The organism is Paenibacillus sp. plas6, assembly GCF_057221655.1.
Window position 1 is genome coordinate 4,511,967 of the sequence record NZ_CM170151.1, and the last position, 17,664, is coordinate 4,529,630.

Consider the following 17,664-nt stretch of genomic DNA (forward strand, 5'->3'; position numbering starts at 1 on the left):
TTAATTAGGAAGTAAGCGGTTTCACTTGCATATTTTTAAAATCTTATTGAACACAGATTGACATTCATGACTGATTACAATAAGATTAAGAAAAATGAATGAGTATTCATTCATTTACCATGAATTCTATCACTGAGGTGACGAGATGGCAAGTAGAAAAGAAAAAAAATATGACATGATTTTAGATGCAGCACTTAAAGTCATCGCAGAAAACGGCTTTCACGGATCGCAGGTTGCGAAAATCGCTAAAGAAGCCGGTGTTGCTGACGGTACGATCTATTTATATTTTAAGAATAAGGAAGACATTCTTATTTCCTTATTTCGCGCCAAACTTGGGCATCTCGTGGAGCAATTTCATGAAAGCATTAAAGATACTAGCAATGCTGAGGAAGCTTTACGGAAAATTTGTGAAATCCATTTTACCGAGCTTGAACGCAATATTCACCTAGCATATGTTACGCAAATCGAATTAAGACAAAGCAATATTGAGCTGCGTAAAGCAATTGGCGAGACAGTGAAGCCATATATAAAGTTAATTGAACAGATTTTAGAAAAAGGAGTTGCCGAGAAAACATTCCGTCAAGATCTTGATGTGAAGCTTTGCCGCCATCTTATTTTTGGCGCGATGGATGAGGTTGTTACCTCTTGGCTAATCAGTGGTCAAAAATATTCACTTTCTGCACAAGTTAAGGGCACTGCGGACTTCTTTATTAGAGCATTAAAATAATGACTTCTAAAAGAAGTTAGTTTTCTATAAGCTTCAAATGTGTCAAAATTCATTTTGAAAGAGGGGTATTTCGATGAATATTTATGTTTTGTTAAAGCAAACGTTTGACACAGAAGAAAAAATTTTGCTAGCTGATGGAAAAATTGACGATTCAGGTGTTAAATACGTCATCAACCCTTACGATGAGTATGCAGTTGAAGAAGCTTTACTGCAGCGCGACCAACATGGCGGCAAGGTTGTTGTTATTAGTGTTGGTCCTTCTCGCGCGCAGGAGGCGCTGCGAACCGCGCTAGCTATGGGAGCTGATGAAGCTATTCTCATTAACGATGAGCAAATTCCCGGCGATGAGTATAGCGTCGCAAAGGTGTTAGCTTCCTATTTGCAAAACCAGCAGCCAGATTTAATCCTTGGCGGCAACTTTTCCGTTGATACAGGAGGCGGCCAAGTCGCATTACGTGTCTCCAGCCTGTTAGGCATACCTAGTATCTCCTCAATTACGAAGCTGAACATTGACGGCGCTACTGCAACTGCTATCCGTGATGCTGAAGGCGATAGCGAAACTGTTGAAGTAAAGCTGCCAGCCTTATTTACTGCCCAGCAAGGACTTAATGAGCCGCGTTACCCTTCTCTGCCAGGAATTATGAAAGCTAAGAAAAAGCCATTTACTGAGCTAACTTTAGCTGATTTAGGTTTAACTATCAATGATATATTCCCTAAAACAACTACTCTTTCGTTAGATTTACCTCCAAAGCGTCAAGCTGGGCAAATTTTAACAGGTGACATTCGTGAACAAAGTGTTAAGCTTGCTTCTATAATTTCAAGCACTGGGGTGATTAGCTAATGAGTAAGCAATATTATGTCATTGGTGAAATTCGTGATGGAAAGCTTCGTCAAGTTTCTTTGGAAGCGCTTCAAGCAGCTCGTCTCTTAGCACAAAATGAAAATGATATTCATGCCCTCTTAATAGGCAACCAGCTTGACTCTGTAGCTAATGAGTTTGCGGCATACGTTCCTAATAAGCTATATCTCATTGAGCATGATGCCTTAGCCTCGTATTCTGCTGAACTATACAGCTCCGCTGTACTTAATGTGATCGCCGAGCAGGATGCGGTTATCATTTTGGGGCATACCTCGATTGGCAGAGACCTTGCACCTCAATTAGCAGCAAAACTTGAGGCTGGACAAATTTCAGATGTGACAGCAATAGATGGGCAAAGCTTTATACGGCCAATCTACGCTGGAAAAGCGTTTGAGAAAAAGCAATTTACAGATGAAGGCGCGAAAATTATTACGATTCGCCCTAACAATATTGCTGTAGCTGAAAAAGCAGCCACACCTGCGTCAATTGAAAAATTGAGCTTTCAGCCGCCAAATGACTTAAGGGCAATCGTGAAAGATATTGTGCGCAAAGCATCAGGTAAAGTGGATTTAGCTGAAGCGAAAGTAGTTGTTTCTGGCGGACGGGGTGTAAAAAGTGCGGAAGGCTTTAAGCCGTTAGAAGAGCTAGCTGAAGTATTGGGCGGGGCGGTTGGTGCCTCGCGCGGAGCTTGTGATGCAGGCTATTGTGATTATAGCTTGCAAATTGGTCAAACAGGAAAAGTAGTTACCCCGCTTCTCTACATTGCTTGTGGAATTAGCGGTGCGATTCAGCATCTTGCAGGCATGAGTCAATCAAAAGTAATTATTGCGATTAATAAGGATCCTGAAGCACCGATCTTTAAGGTTGCTGATTATGGAATTGTTGGCGATTTATTCGAAGTCGTTCCGATTTTAACGGAGGAGCTTCGGTCTGTGAAGCAAGCGTAATTAACCATTAATCTAGTAATCGTAAGTTTAAATAAAAACGGCGTTGCTTCTAGTCAAAGCAGCGCCATTATATCTATATTGCTAAAGTTACAGCACCCTATTTCATAACCTTTTTATACAAGCCTTCATTTCATTTAACCCGTTTTACTCCACTCTTCGATCAGCTTAATCTGCTCATTTATTCTCAATGGTATAATCGTCTTTAGCTTCATCCAGCTCATAAGTTGCTCATCTTTGAAGCAATAACTTCTATATTCCCCTTTGGGGTTAAAAGCAAAACGTTTCATATAAGCCTCTACTTTACGATCAAGCTCTGGCGAAGTAGAAAAATCATTTTCAAAAAGCCACGGAACAAGCAACCCGTCACAGCCTGCTGTTTTATTAGTAGATAGTTCAACCTTAGGAATTAAATCAAAAATCTCTGCAATTGGGGAGAAAGCATGTTTTCCCGGTTGACAAAACAACATAACATGATCGCCATGAAGATTAGAACGATCCTTTAATAAGCCTTTAAAGTATTTGCCGTGAAAGCTAGCCTCACAGTGGTAAACTGAGTCCTGTTCATCCACATAGATCCAAATATGCTCTAAATCATATAAATGCTGAATGTCATAATCCCAAAAGATAGCATACTCAATAACAAATTTTGTTTGCGGTAAAAACTCAATACTCCTTCTAAAAGAGTGAGATGCTGCTTTCTTCTCAAATATGGTTACACCGGCGGCGTAAGGCATAAATGGCTCATTTACATCTAGTTTGAGGATTGGCGCATAGCGCTTAGCTAACTCTACTGACGATAGGTTCACGTATCTCTCCCTCCCCTAAGCTCCATTCTCTTCAGACATATCAATAACAAGCTGATGTTTGAATGGTGTAACCAAGTTAATGATAACCTTTTGAGAAGCTCCAGATGGAATCGAATTTCGAAGCTGAACTTGCAAATGCTGCTTCGCACCGCCTAAAATGCGGAATGATTCGCCATTTTTACCTGTCACCTTTAACACGTTATCGTTCCAATAAGAAAGATTTGGTTCAATTGCTTCAAGTCCATCACTGGATAGTACATTATCCGGGGCAAACAATAGGGAAAGCTGAGTAATTACATCCGGACGTTCATCGCTTTCAAGCGTGATGGTCCATTTGCTTTCCTCTTTTACTACTGTAACCTGAATATGCTGTTCCTGCACATGTGTCAACGGACGGTGTTGATGCGGAAGCAAGTACCACGGACTTAAAGCCGAGCTTGCCGTAGATGGCAGACGATCCTTTGGAATCGGACCATAATATCCTTTTTTATGTCCGCCATTTAAGATAAAGCCGTTCTCAGTTTCAACGATCTTTTCCATCATCGTTATCCCAGGACTAAATGTGCTGACAATACTTACAGCTACTAACTTAGCAGATCCTTTGCGAGCAGACAAAAATGAAGGAGTTCGTGTCATGATTAACACCGTTTCATCATCGTCTTTATAACGGACAAGCGGCGATCCGAACGAAGTATGCATACTGCTGTGCTCAATTAAGCCATGGTGACCAACACTGCTCATCTGCTCTAAATTCGTCTCAATCGGATAATTAAAATTAATTTTTTTCATAAAATGATTTGGCAACGGCTCACGCGGAAGATCGTCGATATTTGGATAATCTAGCGCCATCATTCCTAGTAATGCATGATTATTGATAGAGCCGATATAGTTCATATGTTTAACCGTTAAGTCAAACATAGTTGCAAATAACGGATTTTTGTCGATATAAGCCATCCATTGATAGCATAAGCTGTATCCTTCTATCGAATGACTTACACCCCAATCCTGACGGCCAGAATAGTCGGTAATAACTTCACCATCATCATATACTAGATAAGCCATCATCTCCAGATTACGTCGCACACCATCCAGCAGCTCTGGACGATTCAATAGCTTTGCTGCAAAAATGAATGAAATATCAGTAACAGCATTATAAATTCCGTTGCTGCGTTCACTCCATTCACCATCTTGCGTGCAATCGATCCCTTCATCTAACCATTGCTCAATTCTAGTTATTAACGCTTCATCCTTAAAAAAGTGATATAACCACGATAAAGCGCCAACAATTACCCAACGATGGTTAGGAGTATGCGCTCCACCCGTCAGCATCGCTGGAATTGAACGCTGTAAAAATAATTTTACTTTTTCTGCAAGCTGAACCCCTGCGTCAGATGAATCGTTTAATAGAATACTATAAATTTGCCCCATACCATTTACCATAAATGCAGTATCTGGCGGCGAATTAAAGTTCGTGCTGCCTAGTGAAATTGTACCGTCATCATGCTGACGTCGAATAATAAAATCAAGTGCGCGGTGTAACGCTTCACGCACCTCTTCACTTTGGTAATAGCGTGATTGTTTCGTATAAAGAGCGGCAACCAACGAGGCAACCGCACTACCTGTACCGACATGGGTAGGCGTTGGTAAGCCTGTATGTGGTTCTTTAATGCCCCCATCATTGCGCCCTGCATCGCGAATTTGCTGTTCTAAAGCATAAGCGACAGCGTTATCATTAAGCTCTACAAGCTGAGTGAATAGTTGTTTATTCATAGCGTCTCCTTGTCCTCATTAATGAATTTCACTTATATGCTTCTCTTCAATCATATTCTTGCGATAATCTGTTGGACTCACTCCAACATGCTTTTTAAATGCGCGACCGAACGATAATGGGATTTCATATCCAATTTTCAACGAGATCTCATTTATCGATGCGTCTGTAGTTAACAACAATTTTTTAGCTAATTCAACACGAAGCTCCATCACATAATCAGCAAAATTAATACCTAGCTGCTCCTTAAACAGTTGACTTACATATTTACTGTTTAAATTAAATTCCTCACTTATTAAATTTAATGACAGCTCTGGATTTGTAAAATTCTCATCGACATATTTGCGGATTTGATGAATCGTCTGCTTCGAATCTTTGCTGCTCATATAAGCTGTAAACTGATTGAAAAGCTCCTGCAGTAAATTGCTGATCGACGTAGTAACCTCTTGAACAGACTCTTTGTTCCCAAAAGATTCCCATTTCGTATCTAAAGCGTCTCTCCATGGTTTTTTCAGCTCATTGGGCAGCTTGCTTTCAAGCTCTAATAATAATCGCTTAAAATAGGATAAAAGGTTCATATTTTCTTCATTCGTAAACAATTCGGACTGCCACTGCTGGATAACCTCATTAAGCCGCTCTGGCCAATCCTTTTGATTACGGCGAAAATCATGAACTAAGGTATTCATTTCCTGATAATAGCGATGCAAATTCATGCTTCGTAACGGGATAATATGCTCATAATGTAAAATGCGATTGGTGCCTGAAGAATATTTAAACTTTAAAATTTCATTGGCACTTGCATATGATTGGTGCATCTCTTCCCAGCTGTATACGGCCTTTCCAATCCCAATGGTGAGCGTTAATCCCATATTTACTGCAACCCAAACACGGAAAGTTTCAAGCGCCTGCTTCCACTCCTCTAACTGCTCCACATCATTCATCAGTTGAATAAAAGCCATGCGGTTTAATCTCGTCCATTCAAACCATACGTAGCCAATGTTGATTAGATATTCATGCAGCACATTGCTAATGGCAAACTTAATTAGCCCCTGATCATCTGGCAGTTTATATTTACATTCAAACGATTCATAATGATCGATTTCAATAATCGCAACTGCAGCCAGCTTTACCTCTTTAGGAATTCCTAATTTATCTAAGGTCAAGCCCCATTTCTTGTAATTTCCTTCATTATTACTTTCAAGCAGCTTTATAAAGGCTTGCGTTTTGTTTTGCTGCATGCTTTCTTGTACTGTAGCTTCATATTGCATATTTTCATCCGTTAATCGTTCAATCGCTTTTTGAATAAAGGCAAATTCATCAGTTGAACCTTTATTAATATTCATTTGCTTTTGCAGTGATTGAATTTGACTAACAATACGCTCAATTGGCCGATAATTGCGCTTAGTTATTAAGAACATATAAATTAGACTGATAAGAATAACTATTGCGCCAAAAATAATCCAGCTACGTGAAATCGTTCGCAAAGCATGAAGTGAGAACGTCGTTTGCAGCCCGCTTTGAAACTCCCATTGCAAATATTTTGAACTTAATCTTGTTGTAATCCGTTTTGAATCATCTAAATCATTTGTCGCATAAATTAGCTCATCACTGATTGTCGAAATCATTAAAAACGTATGCTCTGGATCGACAATAGCATCAACAATATTTAATAGCTGCTTAAGTGATACATTTATAACCACTAAGCCTTGATCACCCATTGGCAGCTGAGTCCGCTGTGAAAAAGAAATGACTTGCTCATTGGACGGCTCAAGGCCGATTCCATCGGTATACATACGAGGAAGCGACCATGCCCGCGTTTTATCTGTTTTTTGCAGCTCTTGAAAAATAAATGCTTGATCAGTGAAATCTGTTACTGGCAAAAATGAATCAAGCGTTAACACCTTTTGATCATATGTTCGATACAAATAAATCGAATGAACAATTGGAAAATCCGATAACATTTGTCGCATCGTTTTATTTGCTTCAAAATTGATTAATCGGCTTTTATTTTCATTAGCATGTTTATAGTCGGTATAATTGAAAAAATCGTATAGTCCGTCCCCAATTCGAAGCTTTTCGATCATCCTCAACTCAAGCGAGTTAAGCTGTGTTTCCAAGGTAGTAACAATTTGCTTAGTTGTATATTGCTTCGTTTGCTCCGCTTCCTTCATCGAAATCTCCACAACAATAAATACGCATATAAATACAATAATGGCGATTGTCACATAAAAGATCGGAAGATAGGACAGCAATGTTTTCTTATACCATTTTTTATTCATCAATAAACATCATCCCTTTACTGAACCGAGCGTTAAACCGCTAACAAAATAGCGTTGTAGCCATGGATAGACAATTAAAATCGGGATTGTGGCAAACATAATGCTAGCTGCCTTTAGACTTTCAGGCATTAGCTTAACAGCAGCATTCGCACCTTCTGCCAGCGTTACTTCTGAAATCATATTGTTCATAACCATTTGATACAGTTTTAACTGTAAAGGATATAAGTTCTGATCGGTAATATAGAATAATGCATCACGGAAGCCATTCCATCTACCGACCGCATAAAATAAGCTTAATGTTGCTAAAACCGGTGTTGAAAGCGGTAACACAAGTCTAACTAATTTGCCAAAATCCGAGCAACCATCAATCTCTGCTGCTTCTAGCAGCCCATCAGGAATCGTGCTCTTAAAAAAGTTAATCATAACGATCATATTAAATGGGCTGATTAAGCCAGGTAACACTAGAACCCAAAAACTATCCAATAACTTCAAATCTTTCATTAGGAGGTAATCAGGTATTAATCCTCCTGAGAAGAACATCGTGAATATAATAATTAGCATAAATAACTTTTTACCTTTCAAATTTGTAGAAAGGGTATACGCCGCCATAGTTGTCATTACCATCGCCAGAAATGTGAAGGTAAACGTTAACACAATCGTAAACCATAACGATTTTAACATCAAATTATCTGATAAAACTCTTGCGTATGCCTCAAAGGTTAGCTCTAACGGATAAAAAGTTACTTTACCAGACATTATAGGCCCACTATCACTCAATGATACAGACAAAATATGTAAAAACGGTAATAAGCAGGCTAAAACCATTAATAAAATGATCAAAGTATTCACTATATCGAACGTCGTCATCCTATTTTTCTTTAACATATATCGTCGATCCTTTCATCAATGAGCTGTTATAAAATTCCTTCATCGGTTGTTTTCTTGGAAATATAGTTTGCTGTCAATACGAAAACAAGTCCGACCACCGCTTGGAATAAGCCAACTGCTGTTGCATTTTCATATTGTCCGCTCTGCAGACCGATTCGATAAATGTACGTACTTAACACATCCGAAAAATCTCTTACCATTACGTTACCGATAATGTATGGTCGATCAAAGCCGATATCGATCATATCGCCTAGACGAAGAATTAATAAAACAACAATCGTAGATCGAATACCAGGCAATGTTACATTCCAAATTTTACGAAAGCGCCCTGCGCCGTCAACTTCTGCTGCTTCATATAAATCTCGATTAATCCCAGTTATTGCAGCCAAATAAATAATACTTCCCCAACCTACACTTTGCCATATACCGACAGAAGTATATGTTACAAGCCAGGCATATTTATCGGAAAGAAAAGGTATTGGCCCAATACCAAAACGATCTAGAAATAAGTTAATCATTCCGTAATTTGTCGCAAATACTTGATAAACAATACCACCGATAATAACCCATGAAATAAAATGAGGTAAATAAAGCAATGTTTGCGATATTTTTTTGAATTTAACAAAACGCAATTCATTCAACAATATTGCTAAAATAATTGGTGCTGGAAAACCAAAAATAAGATCTAAACCATTTAATAAAAATGTATTACGCAATGCAATATAGAAGCTTTGTTGAGAGAAAATCTCTTTGAATACATCAAATCCTACCCAAGGACTCTCTGCTACACCTTTGAAAACATTAAAATCTTTAAATGCAATTTGCACACCGTAAATCGGCATGTATTTAAATACGATAAAAAAAGTTAATGGAAGAACTAACATGAGATATAGTTGCCAATGCTTAATGAAGTAGACTACATTTTTTTTAATCATTTTTGTCTCCCACTCCTTGAATAAGGTTTAATCAACGGGCGAGAGATAATACTCTCGCCCATATTACAGTTCATTATTTTTTCATTTCAGCGTATGCTGCTTGACGTTCTGCAATAACCTCATTACCTGCAGTTACCATAAATTCATTTAATGCTTCCTCGTATACTTTATCGAAGTCTTCTGGCTTAGCCATAATTGCTTTAACTAGCAATTCCTCATATTTCTCAAGCATTACTACAGAATATTTTGCCTCGGAATCAAGCGGCTTACTAAATTTAATAGGTTGTGCTACAGCATCTTTTCTCGCTAATTCACGAGATTCTAGCGCTAATTCACGATGTTTTTCAACTACGTTAAGTGCTAAATACTCGTCGTTTTTCTCTGGAGAACCAAAGTCGATACCGTTTGTAATAATTAGATAGTCACCAGTGTTGTATAGAAGTTTTGTATCAGCATCGCTGCCGTTACGAACTGGATAACCGTTTACAACATCATGATGCACACCTTCTTCACCGAATGCCATATATTTAATGACATCATCTTGTGCCATCCAGTTTAGATATTGAATAACTTCATTTACACGCTCACTGAATACAGGTACGGCAATATACATACCGCTTGGATTGTATTTTGGTTGATAGCTTTTGCCTTCAAAATCAGTAAATGGCAATACATTGTTTACATCAGCACCAGGAACATTTTTCTCTAGTGTCATAGGCATTGCATCTTCGTTACCGTAGAAAGTACCTGTATCTACGCTTAACATGCCTGTGTAGCCATTAACAAAGTTTTCTGTTTTCTTCTTTTTATCTTTATCTAAAGCAAAGTCAGGGTCCATTAATCCTTCATTGTACAATTTGTTTAAGAACTGTACCCCTTCTTTGTGACCATCAATTAAAATAGGATATTCACGAGAACCAATTGTTACAGCTTTTGTATAGCGAGCCTCATCAGATTGCTCTTTTAGGAAAGACCAGATAACAGGCTCATAGGAGTCTGGAGTTAATGAAAAGCCTAGCGGAATTGTACGATCACCGCCTAAATTGTTATCTTTAAACGCTTTCAAAACGTTGTATGTTTCTTCTGTAGTTGTCGGAGCTTGAAGATTAAGCTTATCTAACCAGTCTTGGCGAATAAAGCTAGAATATTTTTCGATATTTACTCGACGTGCTACGATCGCGTATTGTGTACCGTCAAACACACCGTATTGTAAAGAATCTTTCAAATATTCTTTAATGTTTGGACCGTATTGCTCAATTGCAGGACCAAGATCTGCTAGACCGCCTTGTTTCGCCCAGTTATAAATTGCACCTTCATTGTAAGTAAAAATTAAGTCTGGAGCTGTTCCAGCTGCCATTTGCACATTTAGTGTGTTAATTTCTTCGCTGCGTGGCACCGCTACGAATTCAACATCAATGTTGTTCGGGTCACCAAAGTTTTCTTGAATATATTTTGTCATCTCGTTATTTGTTACAGTGTAACCTTCAGGTGAGTTACCACGATCAAATACTTCAATTTTCAAAGTAACTCTTTCTTTTCTGGTTTCATTTCCTTTTTGTTCAGTATTGCTTGAGCTTGAATTTGTACCACTGTTTCCTTCATTTTTAGAACTAGAATTACTATTACCGTTACTGCTGCAAGCTACGACCAGTGTAAGACATAAAATCATCAGTAATGAAACCCAACTAACTTTTTTAAACGTTTTCATTTTTATTCTCCCCTTTTTCAAATAGTTAATTAGTTATTCTGACTGTCTCGGACTGTCTGTTCTCGAAGTCGAAATGAAACTGATGATATACTCCTTTCCTGTAGATTACTTTGAATCGTGGTACACATTTATCTTACTTTCCCAGTTTAAGCACAGGCAATATACATGATTCTGCACATTATACATAACTCTAGGTAAGTGGCGAAAAACCCTTATAAAATAAGGATTTCTAGAATCTTGTTTAATATAGAAATTTGTAGCATTCGTTTACTGCCGCTTATGATCAATGATATAGCAGTTAACAAATTAAGTAAGCGCTTAACCAATATTTTCAAATTACTAGCATCAGATTAGCGCTATGAAGCGTAAAAGAGCTCAACCATTTTACTTAATTCTTAAGTACAGAAAAGAAGGCATTTGTTGCCGAGGTAATAATCGATATATCGCCTTTCATTTCAGCTAAAATTAACGCACCTTCAAGTGAAGAAACAAATAATGTAGCTGCTTGTTCAGCGCTAATGGAGGAACGAAACTCATCTGATTCCATTCCCTGTGCTATTAGGCTTGCGATAAGCTGCTCTAAGCAAATGAAAAATTGCTTTATACGTTGATGAACAGCAAATGCTTCTACAGCGCTTTGCTCATACATTGCGATAAAGGGACATGTACCTCTCTCCCCTCTCGCTTTAATTTCTTCGAGCAATAAGTTAATGAACGCTTCAATTCTTTGCTGGGCAGATAATTCCCGCTGACCGAGAGAAATCTCTAACGCAGATTCATAACGATTCCCCCAAAAATCAACCACAGCATACAGAAGCTCTTCCTTACTTTTAAAATGATAATATAAATTCGAACGTGAAACTTTGCTCCGTTCAACAATATCCTCTATACTGGTGTACTTATATCCTTTGCTTAAAAATAGTCTTGCTGCTATATGTATAAGCTGCTCTCGATTTCGTGCAACCATCTTATCACCTCTAACAACGTCATTCCGCACTTTACCCAGCTAACCGTTATCAAAATAATAGCTTTCAAAAAAACTAGGACTGATCAGTCCTAGTTTTTTTCTTTCATTATATCATATTTGCTTGTTTAAGCATAACGTTTAAGTTTAATAGGCCAGCTTAATCTGTGAAGCTAATAAATTTAGGCAGAATGTAACGATGACCGCAAAATTTACATTTAAATTCTACACTATCTGGACCAATGACATAGCTTACACAATCATCGTCTTCAATTTCTAGTACTTCTCTCTGCATCTCATCATAGTCTCCTGTTGCAAAAAAACCACTTTTATTTCCACACTCACATATGAATTGCAGCATGTCTATTCTCCCCTTTATGAAAAATATAGTTTGTTTCATTGATTCATACGCTTAGCTTCGTTATAATTAGCGATGATATCATAACAAGACAAGTTTAGGAAGGAAACATTTGAATGTATATAGCAGATCAATGGAAAGATTTCGAAGTAATTGATACTGGGTCAGGAGATAAACTTGAACGTTGGGGCAAATATATTTTACGTCGCCCTGATCCGCAAATTATTTGGCCAATCGAAAATGAAAACGGATTGTGGCGTAAAGCAGATGCACATTATCATCGCAGCTCTTCTGGCGGAGGGAAATGGGAAATTCGCAATAGAGATTTACCTGAGCGCTGGACAATTAGCTACGGAGATTTACGTTTCCATATTAAACCGACAAATTTCAAACATACAGGTTTATTTCCAGAGCAAGCTGTCAATTGGAGCTGGATGATGGAAAAAATCCGTAAAGCCAATCGACCAATTCGTGTTTTAAATTTGTTTGCTTATTCTGGCGGTGCTACAGTCGCATGTGCAGCAGCAGGTGCAGAAGTTTGCCATGTTGATGCTGCTAAAGGTATGGTGCAATGGGCGAAAGAAAATGCAATTCTTTCAGGTCTAGAAAAGGCACCTATCCGATATATTACTGATGATGTATTCAAATTTGTACAACGTGAACAGCGTCGCGGGCGTCAATATGATGCAATCATTATGGACCCGCCTTCTTACGGTCGCGGACCTAAAGGAGAAACATGGAAGCTTGAGGAAAATCTATTCCCATTCTTGCAAACATGTATGACGATCATGAGTGACAAACCGTTGTTTATGCTTATTAACTCTTATACAACTGGCCTATCACCAACAGTATTACAGCATCTATTAACGATGAGTATGGGTAAAAAGTATGGCGGACAAATTCATTGCGGGGAAATTGGTTTACCGATTACAGCATCAGGTCTTGTTTTGCCGTGCGGTATTTTAGGTCGTTGGGAGTCAAATGAATGAAACTAGAGATTATATATGAAGATAATCATCTTATCGTAGTTGAAAAGCCGCCTGGCATCCCTTCACAAGCGGATGACAGTGGAGATATTGATATGCTTACGCTGCTAAAACAGGACATAAAAGAGCGCTATAACAAGCCTGGCAATGTTTTTGTCGGGCTTGTCCATCGTCTGGATCGTCCTGTTGGCGGCGCTATGTTATTTGCTAAAACCTCTAAGGCGGCTTCACGTTTATCGGATGCAGTCCGTACTCGTAAATTTGGCAAAACCTATATGTGTATCGTGCATGGCAGTCCACAGCAAAAGGAAGCAGATCTTTCGCATTATATTCGAAAAGATAATAAAAAAAATCAAGTGACTGTTTACAGCCAGCCTGTAGCAGATGCTAAGGATGCTAAACTGAGCTATCGTGTCATAGCCTCTACAGCAGGCTATAGTCTTGTAGCAGTGAGACTTCATACAGGTCGTCCGCATCAAATTCGAGCACAGATGGCATTTATCGGTCATCCACTTGTGGGCGATGTAAAATACGGTTCCAATGATAATAGCCATCAAATACACGCAACTATTGCATTATGGTCAACAAGTATTACTGTACCTCATCCAATTTCGAAAGAGGAATTGCGCTTTACATCATTACCGCCAGTAGAAGCAATTCCTTGGTCACGATTTACAAAGCAGCAGCTTCATCAAGCAGCTACTTGGTACAACTAGCTTCAAGGACGTGATAATTTGAAAAAAAATAACAGAAAAAAATTATTTATCTTTAATTTAATCCTGCTTCTGCTTACAATCGCATGTATTGTTGCAATGTTCTTTGTACTTAACATCGAGCAAGCTGTACCAAATAATGAGCAGGCTGCTAGCTCTGACCAAGCCGTTATAATTTCGGCACCACCTTCTACTGAACCAACACCTACACCTACGCCGACGCCAACCTCTCCCCCATATACCGATGCGGTTTGGATTGGCGTTGGCGATATTATGAGCCATACGCCGCAATTACCTGGAGCGTATAATAAAGAGACGGACAGCTATAACTTTGATGATGTTTTTGCGCCAATTGCTCATCTAATCGCTGATGGTGATTGGAAAATGGCTAATTTGGAGACGCCAATGGCAGGTAAAGATTTTGGCTATAGCGGATATCCTACCTTCAATGCTCCGATCGAGCTTGCTCAAGCTTTATGGAATGTCGGCTTTAATACGCTGTCTACTGCAAATAACCATACACTAGACAAAGGTGTTAAAGGGGCAATTGCAACACTCGATAATGTGAAGGCGATCGGCTTTACTACAGTTGGTTCAGCCCGTGATATGGAGGAAGCAGAGCAGATCGTAATTGTTGAACATAACGATATTTCAATGGGCTTTTTATCATATACGTACGGTACAAATGGAATTCCAATTCCAGAAGGCAAAGAATTTATTATTAACCTTATTGATAAAGAAAAAATAATCTCTGATATTAAAAGGCTGCGCGCGGAAGGCGCAGAGGTTGTAACAATTGCCTTGCATTTTGGTAATGAGTATCAGACACAGCCTACCGAGGAGCAAAAATCATTAGCACGCGAGCTTATCGCAGCTGGGGCAGATATTATTGCGGGCTCTCACCCTCATGTTCTGCAACCTTATGAAATGGTTACTATACAGGATGATCAAGGATTTGAACGTCAAGGCCTAATCATTTATTCTATGGGGAACTTTATCTCCAACCAACGAGGCGATTCAAAGGATTATGGCGCTATTTTCCGAGTTGATTTACGCAAACATTATGATACCGGGAAAATTGAAATCAAAGATGTGACGGTAACTCCAACTTGGGTGCATCGCTATAAGCCAGACAGCAACTATCGTTATCGCATCCTTCCTGTAGAGGAAACTTTAGCTGAGAAAAATGACCCGTTGCTAAAGCAATCGGATTATTCAACTTTAGAAGCTGATTTTGCAATGCTCACAAAGCGCTTAAATTCATTAATGGAACAACAATAGCAATTTAGTAAAATAGCGACCAATCATCCAATAACAGCTCGTTAGTTAGTGCGCTTCTAACTAGCCGCTACAGCTCAATGATTGGTCGCTTTACTTTTAAAGAGCGCGTATATCCTAAAAGGGATAGCTTCTTATATTTACACATTATGTCATTTTTATATAATATTTAGTTAGGAGATAGTGAATTTAACCCCGGACTCCGCCTGTGACATTAATGAATTAAAGGAGCGCTGCCTGTGAGTTTCAAAAAAATTAGTACCAAAGCAGTGAAACTTTGGCCAATTATTCTTTTTATTATAATTACGTTTCTTTCGATTGCGATTTATATAACTGAACGCGAAATTCCTAATCTATTGGCTTTAGTATGGCTGTTTAGTTTTAGCTATGCGCTGTATGCTTTATTTAATAACGGGCAGTTAACAGTAAATAAAGCATACAATGATCAACTTTCATTCCAAGCTAACCGATTGGCTGCATTCCATGCTAAATTAAGTGAATTTCGGTTTATCGTCCAGCTGCTCTCTTATCTATTAATTGTAGTATATAACGTACTTATTGAACTTACTTTTACGATAACCTTTCTTACGTTTGCGCTTGATTCATTTTTATTAATTTACCGAAAACGAAAAGAGGCTGGGACAAAATAACCCAGCCTAACTAAAAACGGCGGTGACGTTTACGAAAGTAAAATGTCATCGCCGTTAAATTTTTAAATACAAAAGGAACACCATCTGTTAAAATTTTAGTACTCCTACAAAAACATTAAAGAAGGTGTTCCTTATGTACAAACAGTATAACATGAACCAATTAGTTTTGCCTCTAAATTTAGAAGTTAAATTAAATGAAAAAGATATTGCGTTTGCCATTCATCATTTGGTCGAAAGTATTCCCGATGAAGCGTTTCGTTCGTTTGTTCGTCGTGATGGTTGTCCATCCTATCATCCTCGCATGATGCTCAAGATCATTCTATGTGGCTACACCCAATCTGCCTTTTCTGGTCGTAAAATTGAAGCTCTAACGAAAGACAGTATTCGGATGATGTGGTTGGCACAAGGCTACGAACCTTGCTACCGCACAATCAATCGTTTCCGTGTTCATCCTGAGATGAAGGAATTAATCCGCCAGTGCTTTGTTCAATTTCGCTCGAAGTTAGTAGAAGAAAAGATCATTCACCAAGAAGCGATTTTCATTGATGGTACAAAGATTGAAGCGAATGCCAACAAGTTTACGTTTGTATGGAAAAAAGCCGTGGACAAGCATCATACTCGTCTAATCGAGAAGTCGAATCAATTGTACAACGAGTTATTGGAACAAAAGATTATTCCAGAGCTCGAACATGAGCAGGAACTCTCTACGGAAAACTTGTTGGAGATCGCAGAACACCTCGAACACGTGGTTGAAAGCTATACAGAAAAGATGGAAGCATCCGAAAATACGAGCGAACGAAAGCAATTACGAAGCAAGCGTAAAGTGCCAAAACAAATGCTCAAGCAAGTCCGTGAATGGATTGAACGAAAGAAAAAATACAAGCAGCATCAACAACAGTTTGGAGATCGAAACAGCTATTCGAAAACCGATCCGGATGCGACGTTTATGCGGATGAAAGATGACTATATGAAGAATGGTCAGTTAAAGCCTGGATACAACGTACAAATTGCGACAGAAGGACAATATACACTGGCGTATGGGATCTATCCTAATCCAACAGACACGAAGACGCTCATTCCTTTTCTTAATGAAATTGAAAACCAATACTTCGACTTACCTACCTACATCGTGGCGGACGCAGGCTATGGAAGTGAACAAAACTATGAGGATGTCATCACCAATCGCAAGCGTGTTCCATTGATGAAGTATACGATGTATGAGCGCGAACAAAAGAAGAAGGTAAAGAACGATCCCTTTCAACCGAGAAACTGGCAGTACGATACGGAGGAAGATCGATATACCTGCCCTAATGATCAATATCTCACCTTTCAACGCTATGCTACTCGTAAAGATAAAGGCGGGTTCCAACGTCAGTTTAAGATCTATTCATGTTCGGATTGTACAGGCTGTTCCTTCCGAACAAGCTGCACAAAGGCAGGAGAAGGACGAAATCGACAACTGTTAATAAACGATCGTTGGGAACAACAAAAAATATATGTACAAGAACAGCTTTCAGAAGAAAAAACAGGTGAACTCTACCGTCAACGTAAAATCGACGTAGAGCCAGTTTTTGGATTCTTGAAGGCTAATTTAGGTTTCACTCGCTTTTCAGTTCGAGGAAAACGGAAAGTTGAGCATGAGATTGGACTTGCCTTAATGGCAGTAAACTTAAGGAAATATGTGCTACGAACGTAGCATAGCATTAGAAAAACAGAGCCTAAAATGAGCAAACGGTGAAATCTTTGAACAGATTTCACCGTTTGCTTGTTTTAAGAGACAAGTTTTGTCCCAGGCTCT

At 38.7% G+C, this 17,664-nt stretch carries 16 protein-coding genes; 8 read left to right on the plus strand and 8 right to left on the minus strand.

The annotated features are described in order from the left end of the window. Positions 1 to 145: 145 nt before the first annotated feature. From fadR to AC2TDL_RS20030, 3 genes are all read left to right on the plus strand, one after another. On the plus strand, positions 146 to 727 hold the full coding sequence (fadR, locus tag AC2TDL_RS20020) for a fatty acid metabolism transcriptional regulator FadR (protein ID WP_484697833.1): 582 nt from the start codon (positions 146 to 148) through the stop codon (positions 725 to 727). Between the two features lie 73 nt (positions 728 to 800). After that, positions 801 to 1,568 carry an electron transfer flavoprotein subunit beta/FixA family protein gene (locus AC2TDL_RS20025; protein WP_484697835.1) on the plus strand — a complete coding sequence of 256 codons (768 nt, stop codon included), beginning with the start codon at positions 801 to 803 and terminating at the stop codon, positions 1,566 to 1,568. Beyond that, positions 1,568 to 2,533, plus strand: coding sequence for an electron transfer flavoprotein subunit alpha/FixB family protein (locus tag AC2TDL_RS20030; RefSeq protein ID WP_484697837.1), 966 nt, complete (start codon positions 1,568 to 1,570; stop codon positions 2,531 to 2,533). Before AC2TDL_RS20025 ends, AC2TDL_RS20030 begins: the two co-directional genes overlap by 1 nt. Before the next feature lie 134 nt (positions 2,534 to 2,667). Here the strand turns inward: AC2TDL_RS20030 and AC2TDL_RS20035 are convergent, their stop codons facing one another. The 8 genes from AC2TDL_RS20035 to AC2TDL_RS20070 form a co-directional block, all read right to left on the minus strand. Further along, on the minus strand, positions 2,668 to 3,339 hold the full coding sequence (locus AC2TDL_RS20035; RefSeq protein ID WP_484697839.1) for a hypothetical protein: 672 nt from the start codon (positions 3,337 to 3,339) through the stop codon (positions 2,668 to 2,670). A gap of 15 nt (positions 3,340 to 3,354) precedes the next feature. Further along, positions 3,355 to 5,109: a hypothetical protein gene (locus AC2TDL_RS20040; protein ID WP_484697841.1), complete on the minus strand. Its 1,755-nt coding sequence runs from the start codon at positions 5,107 to 5,109 to the stop codon at positions 3,355 to 3,357. A gap of 18 nt (positions 5,110 to 5,127) precedes the next feature. Beyond that, entirely contained in the window at positions 5,128 to 7,386 is a 2,259-nt protein-coding gene (locus tag AC2TDL_RS20045) for a helix-turn-helix domain-containing protein (RefSeq protein ID WP_484697842.1), read from the minus strand. Between the two features lie 9 nt (positions 7,387 to 7,395). Beyond that, positions 7,396 to 8,271, minus strand: a complete 876-nt coding sequence (locus AC2TDL_RS20050; RefSeq protein WP_484697844.1) for a carbohydrate ABC transporter permease — start codon at positions 8,269 to 8,271, stop codon at positions 7,396 to 7,398. 29 nt (positions 8,272 to 8,300) lie between these two features. Continuing rightward, entirely contained in the window at positions 8,301 to 9,209 is a 909-nt protein-coding gene (locus tag AC2TDL_RS20055) for an ABC transporter permease (protein ID WP_484697846.1), read from the minus strand. A 73-nt stretch (positions 9,210 to 9,282) separates the two neighbouring features. Continuing rightward, positions 9,283 to 10,917, minus strand: a complete 1,635-nt coding sequence (locus AC2TDL_RS20060; RefSeq protein WP_484697847.1) for an extracellular solute-binding protein — start codon at positions 10,915 to 10,917, stop codon at positions 9,283 to 9,285. 388 nt (positions 10,918 to 11,305) lie between these two features. Continuing rightward, positions 11,306 to 11,884: a TetR/AcrR family transcriptional regulator gene (locus AC2TDL_RS20065; protein WP_484697849.1), complete on the minus strand. Its 579-nt coding sequence runs from the start codon at positions 11,882 to 11,884 to the stop codon at positions 11,306 to 11,308. Between the two features lie 157 nt (positions 11,885 to 12,041). Next, a complete protein-coding gene (locus AC2TDL_RS20070; protein ID WP_484697850.1) occupies positions 12,042 to 12,242 on the minus strand; it encodes a hypothetical protein in 201 nt (66 codons plus the stop codon). A gap of 113 nt (positions 12,243 to 12,355) precedes the next feature. On the opposite strand from AC2TDL_RS20070, the gene AC2TDL_RS20075 reads away from it, so the two are divergent. The 5 genes from AC2TDL_RS20075 to AC2TDL_RS20095 all read left to right on the plus strand — a co-directional run bounded on the left by AC2TDL_RS20075 (position 12,356) and on the right by AC2TDL_RS20095 (position 17,562). Further along, positions 12,356 to 13,228, plus strand: a complete 873-nt coding sequence (locus tag AC2TDL_RS20075; protein WP_484697851.1) for a class I SAM-dependent methyltransferase — start codon at positions 12,356 to 12,358, stop codon at positions 13,226 to 13,228. Continuing rightward, the gene (locus AC2TDL_RS20080; protein WP_484697852.1) at positions 13,225 to 13,941 is read left to right on the plus strand and encodes an RluA family pseudouridine synthase; all 717 of its coding nucleotides are present in this window, start codon (positions 13,225 to 13,227) and stop codon (positions 13,939 to 13,941) included. Before AC2TDL_RS20075 ends, AC2TDL_RS20080 begins: the two co-directional genes overlap by 4 nt. A gap of 18 nt (positions 13,942 to 13,959) precedes the next feature. Continuing rightward, positions 13,960 to 15,219 carry a CapA family protein gene (locus tag AC2TDL_RS20085; RefSeq protein ID WP_484697853.1) on the plus strand — a complete coding sequence of 420 codons (1,260 nt, stop codon included), beginning with the start codon at positions 13,960 to 13,962 and terminating at the stop codon, positions 15,217 to 15,219. Between the two features lie 236 nt (positions 15,220 to 15,455). Beyond that, positions 15,456 to 15,866, plus strand: a complete 411-nt coding sequence (locus tag AC2TDL_RS20090) for a hypothetical protein (protein ID WP_484697854.1) — start codon at positions 15,456 to 15,458, stop codon at positions 15,864 to 15,866. A 133-nt stretch (positions 15,867 to 15,999) separates the two neighbouring features. Continuing rightward, the gene (locus AC2TDL_RS20095) at positions 16,000 to 17,562 is read left to right on the plus strand and encodes an IS1182 family transposase (protein ID WP_484697438.1); all 1,563 of its coding nucleotides are present in this window, start codon (positions 16,000 to 16,002) and stop codon (positions 17,560 to 17,562) included. The last annotated feature ends 102 nt before the right edge of the window (positions 17,563 to 17,664 follow it).